The sequence below is a fragment of the Microbulbifer echini genome, from assembly GCF_041447225.1.
GTDB lineage: Bacteria > Pseudomonadota > Gammaproteobacteria > Pseudomonadales > Cellvibrionaceae > Microbulbifer > Microbulbifer echini.
On sequence record NZ_JBGMEL010000010.1, the window covers coordinates 151,324 to 166,077 of the forward strand.

8 protein-coding genes and 1 tRNA gene are annotated in these 14,754 nt (G+C 51.7%); 4 read left to right on the plus strand and 5 right to left on the minus strand.

The genetic code is table 11. The features are described 5' to 3' along the window. Positions 1-71: 71 nt before the first annotated feature. On the minus strand, positions 72-1,559 hold the full coding sequence (guaB, locus tag ACCI51_RS11740) for an IMP dehydrogenase (protein WP_299584473.1): 1,488 nt from the start codon (positions 1,557-1,559) through the stop codon (positions 72-74). A gap of 172 nt (positions 1,560-1,731) precedes the next feature. Here guaB and xseA point away from each other — a divergent pair, with 172 nt between their 5' ends. Together xseA and ACCI51_RS11750 are read left to right on the plus strand one after the other, a co-directional pair. Beyond that, positions 1,732-3,081 (plus strand): exodeoxyribonuclease VII large subunit, encoded by a 1,350-nt coding sequence (gene xseA, locus ACCI51_RS11745; protein WP_371843702.1) that lies wholly within the window; start codon positions 1,732-1,734, stop codon positions 3,079-3,081. Positions 3,082-3,261: 180 nt separating this feature from the next. Further along, the gene (locus ACCI51_RS11750; protein ID WP_371843703.1) at positions 3,262-5,565 is read left to right on the plus strand and encodes a transporter substrate-binding domain-containing protein; all 2,304 of its coding nucleotides are present in this window, start codon (positions 3,262-3,264) and stop codon (positions 5,563-5,565) included. A 55-nt stretch (positions 5,566-5,620) separates the two neighbouring features. Here the strand turns inward: ACCI51_RS11750 and ACCI51_RS11755 are convergent, their stop codons facing one another. The 3 genes from ACCI51_RS11755 to ftsH all read right to left on the minus strand — a co-directional run bounded on the left by ACCI51_RS11755 (position 5,621) and on the right by ftsH (position 11,889). Continuing rightward, positions 5,621-6,598 carry an NAD(P)H-quinone oxidoreductase gene (locus ACCI51_RS11755; protein WP_371843704.1) on the minus strand — a complete coding sequence of 326 codons (978 nt, stop codon included), beginning with the start codon at positions 6,596-6,598 and terminating at the stop codon, positions 5,621-5,623. Positions 6,599-6,839: 241 nt separating this feature from the next. Next, positions 6,840-9,128, minus strand: coding sequence for a TonB-dependent receptor (locus tag ACCI51_RS11760; RefSeq protein WP_371843705.1), 2,289 nt, complete (start codon positions 9,126-9,128; stop codon positions 6,840-6,842). A gap of 808 nt (positions 9,129-9,936) precedes the next feature. Further along, a complete protein-coding gene (ftsH, locus tag ACCI51_RS11765) occupies positions 9,937-11,889 on the minus strand; it encodes an ATP-dependent zinc metalloprotease FtsH (RefSeq protein ID WP_371843707.1) in 1,953 nt (650 codons plus the stop codon). 367 nt (positions 11,890-12,256) lie between these two features. On the opposite strand from ftsH, the gene ACCI51_RS11770 reads away from it, so the two are divergent. Beyond that, positions 12,257-12,333: transfer RNA gene (locus tag ACCI51_RS11770), tRNA-Arg, on the plus strand. A 108-nt stretch (positions 12,334-12,441) separates the two neighbouring features. On the opposite strand, the gene ACCI51_RS11775 is transcribed toward ACCI51_RS11770, so the two are convergent. Beyond that, positions 12,442-13,209: a substrate-binding periplasmic protein gene (locus ACCI51_RS11775; RefSeq protein ID WP_371843708.1), complete on the minus strand. Its 768-nt coding sequence runs from the start codon at positions 13,207-13,209 to the stop codon at positions 12,442-12,444. A gap of 307 nt (positions 13,210-13,516) precedes the next feature. Between ACCI51_RS11775 and ACCI51_RS11780 the strand changes: the two genes are divergently transcribed. Further along, positions 13,517-14,374, plus strand: a complete 858-nt coding sequence (locus ACCI51_RS11780) for a M90 family metallopeptidase (protein ID WP_371843709.1) — start codon at positions 13,517-13,519, stop codon at positions 14,372-14,374. The last annotated feature ends 380 nt before the right edge of the window (positions 14,375-14,754 follow it).

Here is a 14,754-nt window from a genome sequence, read left to right on the forward strand (position 1 = left end):
GTGAATAACGGCAAACGGACCTGAAAGGTCCGTTTGCGGCTGGGTGCTGGAAGCTGTTTACTCGGGAAGGCTTAGCGCCCACCCACCGGATAGTTGGGCGCCTCTTTAGTAATCTGCACATCGTGCACATGGGACTCGCCCATGCCTGCAGTAGTGACCCGCACAAACTCTGGGCGAGTGCGCATGATTTCGATGTCCGCACTACCGGTATATCCCATCGCCGAGCGCAGGCCGCCCAGCATCTGGTGCACGATAGCGGACAGTGGTCCTTTATAGGGGACGCGCCCTTCGATACCCTCCGGCACCAATTTTTCCGCACCTTTACTGGCATCCTGGAAATAACGGTCGGAGGAGCCCTGAGTGCGGGACATGGCCCCCAGGGAACCCATACCGCGGTAGGACTTGTAGGTACGCCCCTGATATAGCTCCACTTCACCCGGTGCCTCTTCGGTACCGGCAAACATGGAACCCATCATGACAGCTGAGGCCCCAGCTACAATCGCCTTGGAGATATCACCGGAATAGCGGATACCACCATCCGCGATCATGGGGACTCCTGTGCCCTCCAAGGCAGAGGATACCTCGGCAATTGCCGTTACCTGGGGCACACCGATTCCAGTCACGATGCGAGTGGTGCAGATGGAGCCCGGGCCGATACCCACTTTGACGGCATCGGCACCCGCCTCGACTAAAGCGCGGGCGGCTTCACCGGTGGCAATATTTCCACCGATCACATCTACCTGAGCGTGCATCTTCTTGATGCGACGTACCCGCTCAATCACGTTGCGAGAATGACCGTGAGCGGTATCTACCACCAGTACATCTACGCCGGCTTCAACCAGAGCCGCCACGCGGTCATCCGTATCGGGGCTAGTACCCACAGAGGCACCGACACGCAGGCGACCATCGGAATCTTTACAGGAATTGGGGTACTGTTCAGCCTTGTTAAAGTCTTTAACGGTGATCAGGCCACGCAACTCGAAATTATCGTTTACCACCAGCACCTTTTCGATGCGATGCTTGTGCAATAATTCGCGCACCTGGTCCGAGGGCGCATCCTCATGTGCCGTTACCAGACGCTCTTTCGGTGTCATGATACTGGCAACACTCACATCCAGGTCGGTGAGGAAGCGAACATCGCGGCTGGTGACGATACCCACCAGGTCCCCTCTGTCCATCACCGGTACACCGGAAATATTGTGGTGAGTGGTCAGTGCAATTAGCTCACGAACCGTGGCATCAGACTCGATCGTAATCGGGTCTTTAACCACACCGGCTTCAAATTTTTTCACAGCACGCACGGCGAGCGCCTGCTCTTCGATAGACATGCTCTTGTGGATAATGCCGATACCGCCTTCCTGAGCCAGGGCAATCGCCAGGCGCGCTTCCGTCACTGTATCCATAGCGGCGGAGACAATGGGAATATTCAGGGTAATGTTGCGGGACAGCTGGGTTTTAAGGCTGACATCCTTGGCAGTCACCTCGGAATAACCGGGCACAAGTAGGACGTCGTCGAAAGTGAGGGCTTCGCGCGCGATGCGCAGATTAGATTCAGACATTGTTGACACTCAAACCTCGAATAGGCGGGATTGGGTATCGGCGCGATTATACCCCCCAAGTAAAAAAGCGCAAATGAGAATTTACACAAAGTTGGATTTATCGAGTAAAGCACTTTACCTAAACTGGCGATACTGCAATATTGCTCCGCCAGTTTTTTCTTGAGAGGCACAGATGCAGCCCAGCTCCACAGCTCCCAACACCAAGCGCAGCGTCCTGTCGGTTAGCGACCTCAACCGGGAGGTGAAACACCTGCTGGAGGGCAGTGTGCCCCTGCTTTGGATCAGCGGCGAAATTTCCAATTTCACTGTGCCCAGCTCCGGCCACTGGTATTTTAGCCTGAAGGATGCCCGTGCCCAGGTGCGCTGCGCGATGTTTCGTGGGCGCAACCGCAGCGTGGCATTCCCTCCGAAAAACGGTCGTGAAGTACTGATCCGCGCACGGGTGAGTCTCTATGAGGGGCGCGGTGAATTCCAACTGATCGTCGAACATATGGAGGAAGCCGGCTTTGGCGCCCTGATGCGCCAACTGGAACAGCTCAAGGCAAAACTGCAGGCTGAGGGACTTTTCGATAGCGCCCGCAAACGTGCCCTGCCCTATTTACCCACCAATATTGGCATTATCACCTCCCCCACCGGCGCCGCTATCCGCGACATGATCCATGTGCTGGGGCGCCGTCACCCTGGGGCACAAATTGAACTCTGGCCAGTGGCCGTACAGGGACAGGGGGCTGCGCAGCAGATCGCCGCTGCTATTGAAAAGGCCGGGCGCAGCGGTCGCCACGACTTGCTTATTGTGGGTCGCGGCGGCGGCTCTCTGGAGGATCTCTGGCCCTTTAATGAAGAAGTTGTAGCGAGGGCTTTAGCGGCTTGCCCTATTCCCACAATCTCCGCCGTGGGTCACGAGACCGACACGACGGTTTCTGACCTCGCCGCCGATGTACGCGCACCCACGCCCTCTGCCGCCGCAGAAATCGCCAGCGCAAATGCCGCAGAGTTATTTCAACGCCTGGAAAACAGCAAGCTTCGATTATATCGAGCCACTCAACAACAAATGCGCCATTTGCAGCAGCAGGTCATGTTGAGACGCAACCAACTGCGCCACCCTCGCGAGCAGCTACAAAACCGCACACAGCGCCTGGACCATCTGGAAATGCGCCTATTCGCCGCGGGGCAGCAGCAGATCCAACAGCGTCGGTCGCAATTAACGGTGGCCCACAGGGCCTTCACTCACTGCCAACCCCAGCGCCGCCTACAGGAAAAACACGAACAATTACGTATGGCGCAAAACGGGCTGCAACGCGCAATGAAACACCTCTTGCAACGCAACACCGACAGGCTCAACCAGCAGGCACAGCTGCTCAACAATGTGAGTCCGCTGGCCGTTCTACAGCGGGGCTATGCCATTGCCAAAGACTCACAGGGTCGGGCCTTGAAAGATAGCCGCACACTCACCGTGGACCAGGAAATCCAAGTGCAACTGGCCCAGGGCCATTTCTCTGCCAGGATAGAAAGTATCGATTAAGGCTCACCCGGTATAAAAAGGAGAACCCCGTTTTCTCAATATCCCCCTGTCCACAACGCAGGCATTTACTCCCCGCACGGAGTTAAACCAATTTTCAACGCATCAATAAATAAAACCCAGTAAATGAGCCGCTGCGGCACGACACTATAATCCGCAAGTAGAGAGCTTCTGGAGCGATCTATGCAGTGTCGTTATAAAGCTGTAAGCCCCTTTATCAGGGTTTTGTTATATCTTTTGATACTAACCCTGGCATTTGCGGGCTGTGCAAAAAAAGCACCTGAGACCGCAACACCCAGCTCAGAGACTACCTCTACGTCTCCTGAAGCCAATAACATGCCGGGAAAACGAAACAACGAGACACCTGTTACCCCTGCGAAAGAACAACAAGTCAATTACATTGAGACCGGCGATCTCAAGGCAATAAAAAAGCACGGCACCATTCGCTTTGTAAATTTGACCGGTGCCTCGGAAAACTTACTTCCCCGCGACAGCGTCGTCAGCCTGCGCCACTTCGAACTGGCAAATAAACTCGCCAACCAATTAAAACTGGAAGCCAAGTGGATTAAAGCCGCAACCCCCGACCAAGCGGTGGAAATGCTAATTGCCGGAGAAGCCGATGTTATTGCCTATAACCTAACCGTTACGGATGCTCGTGAAAAAATTATCGACTTCGCAGTTCCTATTCGCCACTCCCGCCAACAGCTTGTTACAGGTCCCTCCGGGCCCGATATTAGCGACCCGAGCAAACTGAAAGATGTTGAACTGATTGTTCCACAGGGCTCAGCCAATATAGAAACGGCAAAAGAATTGATCGCCAAGTACCCGGACGCAAACCTCACGGTGAAAGAATTTGTTGTTCACGGCAATCGCGACGGCTTGGTGGACATGCTCAATCAGGGAAAAAATCGGGTGGCAATTCTGGAGGATTTTTCAGCCGAGGGTTTGCGCAACTACCGGGATGACTTGCGCTTAGGTGCCTATGTCAGCGAGGTACAGAATATTGCCTGGGGGCTGCGCAAGGATGCGAAAAGGCTCCATTCCACGGTGGATAACTTTCTTACCCGAAACCTGGTAAAAGCCCAGGAAGAGCGTATCACCGATTGGAAAGGCATCAAAAAATCCGGTGTTATTCGTCTGCTTACCTATAACGGACCCACGACATATTTCCTCTGGAAAGGGCTATTGATGGGGTTTGACTACGACCTGGCAAAAGCCTTTGCCGATAAGCACAAATTGCAATTGCAAATTATCGTTGTGCCCTACGAGGAGGACTTGGCGGACTGGCTCCGGGCCGGCCGGGGAGATTTTGCCGGGGCTGAACTCAACATCACATCCTCCTATGAGGCAAAGGGAATGGTATTTACCAAACCCTATGTCGAGTCCGCAGATCAAGTGATCAGCAATAAAGATAAACCGCCAATCGAGCAAATTCAGGATTTGAATGGGCGAAAATTAACATTGCGTGCCTACTCCTCATTTATTGACAGCGCAAAAACACTGCGCGATGCCGGAATCAATGTGGAAATTCAAGTTGCGCCGCCAGACATGTCACAGTCACAAATATTCTCTTTAATTGAAGACGGGCTGATTGATGCCACCATCGCCCACTCAGGCCGCGCAAAAATTGAGGCTTCGGTGCAACCCAACCTGGTACTTGGCACCCTACTTGGTGATCCACAACCCCAGGGCTGGTTAGTGCTGCGCCAGAACTGGCACTTACTAAAAAACCTCAATAAATTCATACAGAACTATAGAAAAACCGCCAAGTACAAAAAACAGTACGCCGCCTATTTCGAGCCCAATAAACGCTTTATGCAGAGGGTGAGTAGCCGGGTTATTCCCGGGGAAAACCTTTCACCCTACGATGACCTGGTGAAAGAATCGGCCTTCAAATACGATTTTGACTGGCGCATGATCGTGGCGCAAATGTGGCAAGAGAGTAACTTCAACCCAAAAGCCGTCTCTCCCGTTGGCGCTCAAGGTTTGATGCAGGTAATGCCGGCAACCGCGGAGGAGATGGGCTTCCCTCCGCCACTCTTTGAACCGGAACGCGGTATCAAGGCCGGGGTGAAATATATGGATTGGGTGCGTGATCGCTTTAATCCATCACTACCAACGGTCAACAAACTGTGGTTCACCCTCGCCTCTTACAATGCGGGTTACGGTCACCTACTCGATGCGCAGCGTCTCGCCAAACAATTGGGGCTCGACCCCAATATCTGGTTTGACAATGTCGAAGTGGCCATGCTGAAACTGGCACAACCTCAATACTTCAAGCGAGCGCGGTACGGCTATGTGCGCGGCTCAGAACCGGTGCAATATGTGCGCAATATCAGCAATCTCTACAAGGCCTATGTCGAAATGATGAGCGATGATGTCAGCGCAGTATCACCTATAAATCGCTCCCCGGATAACACTTACTGCTCACCACAAAATACTCCTGAGGGTGTTATCAAACAGATTCCCAAATATTCTGCACCCTAGCCAAATTTTACTTAGCCTCACATATTAGTATCTGACGAAGAAGGCCTCTTGAGGTTTAGAGGGTTAATACAACCTTGCCGACGAGGTTGCCAGACTCTAGTAACCGATGCGCCTCAGAAACGTCCCCCAGGGGAAAACGCGCAGCAATTTGCGGATGAATTTTGCCAGCTTCAATAAGTGGCCATACCTGGGCTTCCAAGGCCTGGGCAATCCCCGCTTTTACCCGATCCGTTCTAGCTCTCAAAGTCGATCCCGTCAGGGAAAGCCGCTTTAACATCACCGGCAACATATTAATCTCGACACTGGCTCCCTGGAGATAAGCAATGTTTACTATGCGTCCATCATTTGCCGCCACACGAATATTACGTTCAATATAATCGCCCCCCACCATGTCCAGGATGACATCGGCCCCATGGTCTGCGGTGGCCTCCCGCACTACCTGCACAAAATCCTCTTCTCGGTAATTAATTACCCGCTCCGCACCAAGCCTTTCGCAGGCTGCACATTTTTCAGCGGAGCCAGCGGTGGCAAAAACCCTGGCACCAAGCTGGTGAGCCAGCTGGATAGCCGTAGTGCCTATACCGGAACTGCCACCGTGTACCAATAAAATCTCGCCGCTTTGCAGCCGGGCGCGGTCGAACACATTGGCCCAAACGGTAAAAAAGGTTTCCGGCAGGGCGGCCGCTTCAAGCATAGATAAAGAGCCGGGTATCGGTAGGCACTGCCCTTCAGGCACAGCCACAAATTCCGCATAACCACCGCCATTGCTCAGGGCACAGACTTTATCGCCGACATTCCAGCGCACCACCCCCTCACCAACTTCGGATATTCGTCCAGACACTTCGAGCCCCAGGATTGGCGAGGCTCCGGGGGGAGGCGGGTAGTGTCCATTGCGCTGAACGATATCGGGCCGATTAACGCCTGCGGCGGCCACCTCAATTAATACCTCACCAGGCGCCGCTTGCGGCTTGGGCAGGTTCGTAAGCCGCATCACTTCGGGGCCACCATATTCCAGTAAATCAATCGCACGCATGTTTCACTCCTCTATTTCTTCACGACCCGGTAAAGCAATGGCAACTATTTCTGGATACCATCCTGGGCATACTCGGCACTACTGTACCGCTAATACCAAGAAATTACAGGTGAGTAAATACGACTGTGGCCAGGGACTCCCACACACACACCCAAAAGAAAGTCTGTGCAAGCGACCCCGACCACAAGGAAATCCATCAACGGCGGCAAGGGCCCCAATTAATGGCGAGAGCGTCTAATTTTTATAGCTCGTACAGGAACTCCACCCCCATCACACGGCCTTTATTGAGTGGGGTAAAGCTGGCGCCAATTCCCCCCATTTCGGGTGGCAATTGAGTGTTGTTGCCTTCGGCCATTTCATCCAGCATATTCTTGCCGAATAGTGAGACGGTATAGCTGCCATTGTCCGGCGTAAAGCCGATACTGAAATCCACCATGTCGACTTCCGACAACATACCGCGGTTGTCATCCGTATAAGGCGCCTCATCCCGATGATTGAAGTTCAAACGGGAAGTGAGTGTGCCGTAGGCCCCTAACTGCAGATCGTGGATAAAACCCGCACCGTAAGTCCAGGGCGCCAACCGAGGAATCTCCAGACCGAGATCGGTACCATCTACAAGACCATCCCCATTGAGATCACCCAATACCTTGTCGTAGTCCCCATCGACATAGCCAACATTAAAAGTAAACAGCAGGTTTTCGCTCAGGGCCGCCATAGCCTCCAACTCCGCACCGCGAATGGTGGCATCGGCGGTGTTGCGGATTATCTGCGCAACACCGGTTACCGCATCTGGAAGGTTTTCCTCCCGCTGCATATCGTCGATGGTATTGTGGAATACCGCCATATTCGTGCGCAGGCGTCCATCCAACCAATCCATTTTGGCGCCGATCTCGAAGCTGTTCTGCTCCTCCTGATCAGTAGCCTGTGGGGTATAAGGTCCTCTAGTCAGAGGGTTAATACCGGCATTGCGGAAGTTGTAGCCACCGCTGCGGAAGCCCTTGGTCCAGAATGTATACAACTGAGTATCATCCGATACGGACCACTGTAGGCCTACCTTGGGCGTGAAAGCATTCCAGCTCTCACTATCCTCAAAATCGTACTTTGAACAACCATCCAGAGTGCAGGTATTCAGTGGAATAGAGGCAATCTTGGCGTCTTTTTCCTCGCTAGAGTAGCGCCCCCCCAGGGTCAACACCCAAGCCTCATTCAGGTCGATATCCGCCTGGGCAAATACGCCATAAGTACTGTGGTCCTGCTTGCCGCCCCCAGTCCAATCGAATGCCCCCATAAACAGAAGACGATTTTCCAGGTAAGTCACATCCTGGCTAAACCAGTAAGCGCCGGTGGTTAAGGCGGTGCGACCAAAGCGACCCGCATAGCGCAGTTCATTACTGAGCTGACTCTGCTCAACACTGGAATCCGCATGGAAAAGCGTTAGAGGCAGGGAGTCAATATCCCCCATACCGCGCGCCTCATACTCGCGCCAGGCGAGAATATTGGTAATGGTACCATCGCCGAAGGCCACATCCTTGTTGAACTCGGTAATGATCTGGCTCCACTCATCTTTCTGGGAGCCCTCTTCGTTCTGGGCCACCTCAAACGAGCCCTTGCTGTTATCCCAATCATCAATACCCACTGACGCAGCTATTTGAGTGGCGCTACCCCATGGAATAACCCCTGTATCCGTCACTTCAAAATAGGGCTCAGAACCACGGTTCTGCGCTACCACACCATCAGAATCCATCCGGCCGTGTTCCATACGTACCAGCAATTCAGCCGTGTCATTCAGCTGAATACTAAAACTTGGGCGAATAAACCAGCTATCGGAGGCGCCGGCATTATCATTGCCCGTAGCCACATTTTCGAACCAGCCCCGGTCATCGTTGTAATACACCGTTAAGCGACCGTTGACGGTATCGGAGAGGGCACCGTTGATTGAGCCAGCTGCTACGGTGTCCAGATTGTCTGTGGTAGAGAGTTTAAAGCGCGAGGAAAACTCCTCTGTGGGCCGAGCGGTCTTAATTACCACCGCGCCACCGGTCACGTTGCGGCCAAACAGCAACCCCTGTGGCCCCCGCAAGACCTCGACACCTTCCAGGTCAAACAGGTCGGTGACAACGCCAGCGTTTACCCCCAGATACATACCATCCACAAACACCCCCACGGTGGGATCAATGGATGGAATGGAACTGTTGATACCGAGACCGCGCACAGTAAAGTTTGCGGTGTTTTTGACAGTGCCCACATCCTCCAACTGAACATTGGGCATCTTAAAGGATAGGCTTTGCAGATCCTTGGTGTGCAGTGCCTCTAACTGGTCACCGGAATAGGCGGTGGCTGCAACCGGAACCTCTTGCAGGATCTCGGCATCCGCACGCTTGCGCGCGGTCACTTGCACTTCCTCCATCAGAGTGCTAACCGAACCCTCAGCGGCAAAACTGGGGGCTGCACCACTGGCTAACCAAAGAGTTGCTACTGAACAGGCGGATAGCAGAGCGGAGTGCTGCTTGAGTTTTGACGGAATTCCCATGTTTTCTCTCCATTGTCTTATTTTTTTTATCTACAACAACGGACTTATCGCAATCGGTACTACTTGGTCCCGCCGCTCTACTCTCTCTAAGAAGATTCCGACTTTGCGAGACTCCGATCCAAGACCGCGCTGATAAAGAGACACAGATTTCGCAGGTTTTCTGTGACGGGAACAGATTACAGGCTAGCTAAGCCAGGTGGAAGTCTATTCATCGTGGAGAACGATAAAAATAACTCAATTAGTCTGGAAAGTTCGTTTGAACCGAGAAAATGAAAAAATAACAAGAAACTTAATCTCAAGGTGCACTATATAAGTGCGAACCTATTCATCTCCCAGATTGTTATAACACTGGAAATTTGGAAATTATAAATTCTTCACGTGCCCAACAATTATAAAAATTGATACGCAGGGCCTGAAATACACAGCGGATGAAAAATCAGGAAAAAACCCGGCACTGACTCAAAACAAAAAGACCTAGCAGTCAGCAAATTTGCTTCAATCACAATTTTGAATGAAACCGAGAGAAACCCTATAGATGGTACCCATGATCATTTTGTTAGAAATAAAATTCTCTTGCCAAGTATTGCCCTACTTTGCCAATAAGCCAACTTGACCTTCAAGTCCAAAAAGGTTTTTGCCAAAATTCTTTGGTGAGTTGAAATAATTGGCAAACTTGGAAAATACAATTACCAATCAAATTCTGATTTAAGTCAAAAGTAGTCAAATCGACTAGAGGTTTACTCCGGCATATAGCCGGTATACCTAAGCCTGCCCCCATCAATCCATTCTGCTAACTAGGCTAGCCATTTCACTGGCTACACTGCGCGATCACTTGATGTATTTCCACCCCATTCAGAGTTTCCTTTTCCAGCAATGCATGCGCTAGGGCATCGAGTTTTTTGACATTATTCTTCAGAAGCTCCTCAATCTCTTGTTCTATCCCGCTGATCAACGCAATAACTTCATCATCAATAATCTCAGAGGTGTGTTCACTAAAATCTTTCTGTTGTGCCATTTCCTTGCCCAGGAAGATGTGCTCCTCTCCTCGCCGAAAAGCCACCGGACCCAGCTTTTGACTCATGCCCCAGTGCGTCACCATATGCTGAGCCAAGCGGGTAGCCTGCTTGAGATCGGACTCAGCACCGCTGCTGACTTCTTTAAAGACCAGTTGCTCGGCCACCCTGCCCCCCAGCATTACTCCGATACGATCACGCAGGTAACTCACCTTCATGTTGTGATGATTCTCCGTGGGAATCTGCTCTGTTGCCCCCAAACTGTGCCCTCTGGGGATAATGGTGGCTTTCTCCAGAGGATCTGCGTGGGGCAACAGGACTGCCGTGAGAGCATGGCCGGCCTCATGGTAGGCGACGGTTTTTCGGCCATCCTCCCCCATAATCACTTCCCGCTCTCCACCGAGTACCACCTTGTCTCTGGCCTGTAACAAGCACCCCATATCCACTACCGATTTATTTAGCCTTCCCGCCAGCAAGGCGGCCTCATTGATCAGGTTTTCCAAGTCCGCACCGGCAAAACCCGCCGTCAGGGCCGCGAGGTGTTCCAGGTCTACCTCCCCATGTAGCGGGACATTTTTAGAATGAATCCTCAGGATTTCCCTGCGGGCGGGCTTGTCCGGCAAATCCAGAGTGATTTTGCGGTCAAACCGCCCGGGGCGAAGTAGTGCCGCATCCAACACGTCGGGGCGATTGGTCGCAGCAATCACTACTACCGCCTCCTGGGGATCGAAGCCATCCATTTCCCCAAGAATCTGATTTAGGGTCTGTTCCCGCTCATCGTGCCCACCACCCAAACCTGTACCGCGCGCGCGTCCCACCGAGTCAATCTCATCAATAAATATGATCGCGGGCGCCTCCTTCTTGGCTTCCGCAAACATATCTCGCACCCGTGAAGCTCCGACACCAACAAACATTTCAATAAATTCGGAGCCGCTGATGCTAAAAAAAGGGGCATCGCTCTCACCGGCCAGAGCCTTGGCCATTAGAGTTTTTCCTGTCCCAGGGGGGCCCATAAGCAGTATGCCCCGGGGAATTTTTGCCCCGAGTTTGCGATAGTGCTCCGGGTCTTTGAGGTAGCCGGCAATCTCCTGCAGATCCCTCTTGGCATTGGCGAGGCCCGCCACATCATCAAAAGTGATCTCGGATTGACTGCGCTCAAAGCGCTTGGCCGGTGAGCGAGCAAAACTGAACGGGCTACCGGGAGTCACCGCACCCATGCGAGCCTGCATACGCCGTGCTAGCCAGACCAATAGGACAATAATCAGAATCCAGGGCAACAGGAGTATCGCCATCCTCTGTAGAAGCCCCCCTTGGGGCGATTCAGCTTGGATTTTCACCTGTTGCCGCTCCAGTAAGGGGAGAAGCTGGGGGTCCTCTAGCGGGGGCAAGGTCGTCGCAAAGCGTTTTTCTTGCTGATTTTCAGTCTTATCCTTACCCGCCTCCTTATCTGCAGCTGAGTCATTGGCCGACGGCTTGAAGACCCCTGTGATGCGCTGCCCTTTAAAAAGTACGCTGGCAACCTTGCCCTCACCGAGGGCTGCTTTGAAATCGCTGTAAGACAATACCTCCCTTTCTACCCCAAACTGCCCATTCGAGCAGTATTGAAACGTGAGGATGATCAAAAAGAGAAGAACGAGATATTGCAGCCAGCTCAGTGGGCTCTGCTGCTGTGATTGGCCGGAGAGTGGAGAACCTGGCTCCTCTGGCGGTAGCTTCTTCCCCTTATCCTCGTTGTCCGCCATTGCCATAGGGTATCGCTCAGTTTAGATTCTCAGCCCTCATCACCTGAGGGGCAGAGATTTTGCCCCGGAACAATTAGTATAGTTCTCCGCCAACAACGGCGAATAAACACCTGTTAGCTATAACTAGACCTGAGAGAGACAGGGTGGCGAACACCTCGGCCAGATTTCTGATACCAAATACTCCAGAGCAACTATTTTAAAAAAAGGGCTTGCAAACCTCTTGTTCAAACGGCAGAATTCGCGCCCTGTCGGACTTGCTAGGCGCATTTTTAAAAGCTAGGCAAGTTCGCTAACTTGCGGATTTTTAAGGTTTTTTCCTGGAAATCAGTTGACTTTTCAAAATCAACTGACTATAGTCCGCAACCATAACAACGCGCTCGTAGCTCAGCTGGATAGAGTACCTGGCTACGAACCAGGCGGTCGGAGGTTCGAATCCTCCCGAGCGCGCCATATAGAAAGGGCCTGTATTGAAAAATACAGGCCCTTTTTCGTTTTACTGCCAACTTCCAGCCCAGCCAAGAGAGATCACCAGCATCAACGCCGCGGTATAGCCCCTTATTATTGGCAGACATCTTCCCTCTGCTCCACATCATATTTTCTCAGCAACTCTCGATAGCGGCCACTGTTGCATAAGTTCGCAAGCCCACGGTTAAAGTCATCGCGCACCTTCTGGTCACGAAAGCCAACACGGAAATCTGTCGTCAAAGGGAATATCTTAAATAGATCAACCTGTGTCATCGTATGCCCCATCTTCTGGCTATAAAACTTGAAAAGCGCCATGTCTACGACCGCCACCACGCCCTTCATTTTCCAAAATTGTGCGACAAGATCACGCGCTGTAGGTGCCAGGATCAAGTTTTGCCGCTGAGTACCGTTGGGGCCAAACATTTTTTCAAACTCCATGCCAAGATCCATCGGGGCCCCCTGCCAAGTAATGACTTTTTTACCCTTGAGATCTGCTATACGACTAACTTTCATCTCATCGCTGGCTTTGGCAATGGCGTAATTGGAAAAACTAATCATATTGCCTGAATAAAACAGGTGATCATTTTTCTTCATTACATTCACTGCGGCCTGCACCTTACCCTGCTCAAGTGCTGGCGCAGTTTGTGCAAATCCCATTTGAACAAACTCAACGTCATAACCCGGTAGCGCCTGCCGTACAATATCCACCTCCAAGCCGCCACTTGCGCCATCAATTACATAGGGTGGCGCATCCCCGGCAATCGCCACTTTTAGTGGCGTCCCCTCCGATAGGGCCTTCGCCGGGAGTGCAATAAAAAACAGAACGATAATCACACCGAAGACCGTGCGCAGACTATTCATAAGCAACCCAAAAAATGACGGGGAAATCACTTGGCTAACCTAAGTGTTGGCAGCCTGTGACCATTAATCAAGCCACTACAAACAACTTTCATGGCTTGCCCCTCTATTTTTAATCCATGACATATACCCATCAACCTCCTACCAGTCAGGAAGCCTTGAAACAGGCACAATCCCCCCCATCATAAGAAAGGGCGAAGAATTAATTGGTTAAATTTGCAATGAGAGCTATAACACTAGACTTTTTGACTGCCTCAACAATTCGGTCAAAACCGGTGGGAAATTCACCGATCGTACGCAGTATCCAATTATGAATGCATTCTTCGCCATTATCCTATTAGCCCTTGCTGTCTGGCTTATTCCGCACTTTTACCGCCGCTGGCGTCTTCAGTACCGACGCTCCCAACCCTTAAACCCTGAGCAAGTACAGCTGTTAACTGAAACACTTCCCATTTATCAATATTTAAATCCGGCACAGCAGAGAGAACTACGCGGTAATATCGCACTATTCTTACACGATAAAGAGTTTGTTGGTTGCGAAGGCCTGCAGGTAAATGAAAAGATGAAAGTCGCCATTGCCGCTCACGCCTGCCTACTGCTGCTTGGCCGTAAAAATGAATGCTACCCCAACCTCTACACCCTACTCCTTTACCCAGACACATATGTCGCTCATGAAATCCGCCGGGAAGGCTATATAGAAACCTCTAGGCACAGTGCGCGAGAGGGGGAAGCTCATTATCGTGGGCCTGTAGTGCTCTCCTGGGGCGACCTGGAAGAAGATCTACAATTTCCACAGCGAGGACACAATGTCGCACTTCACGAGTTTGCCCATAAAGTAGATGAAGAGGACGGCTACTTCGATGGTCGTCCGCTGTTTGAGCCGTCAACGGAAGGTGCTAATTGGGCAGAAGTAATGAGTCAGGAGTTTCATCGCCTGCGCCAAAGAGCCGAACACCGTCAGCCCCCCGGCGACAAACCCTCAGTACTGGACTTATACGGAGCCCAGTCCCCGGCTGAATTTTTTGCGGTCGCTACCGAGAGCTTTTACACCATTCCTATTGCCATGCGTACGCTGCATCCAGAGCTCTATAGAGAACTGAGCCGCTTCTATCGACTCGACCCTGCCACGCTGGTCAGCGGAAAGTCCGGGAGGGAAGCGAACGTATAAATCACCTTTGGTCAGTTAATTTTAAAGCGCAAGAATCCTCGATGCGTTTAATCAACAAACTCTCAACCCAATCAAAACAGAAAACCAAATAGCCAAACTTGATTTCAAGTAATAGCTACAAAGCCATACGTTTTCTGGCAGAAAAAACCAAGAGAAAAACCTAAATTTCCCCAAAAAAAAATCCACTCTCGCAGGAGGCCAGATCGCTTTAGCGATGCAATATTGGATGCAAGAAACTATCCATTCAGGTCATGGAATTTCTACATCTGCACGGCAAGAATAGTTTCAACTCTTTTCGCCCTCACCAAATAGAGTACATTTAGAATAAATGGTCTTCTTAGTTGAACCCGAACAAAGAAAACCCCCTAACGTTCGCCGAC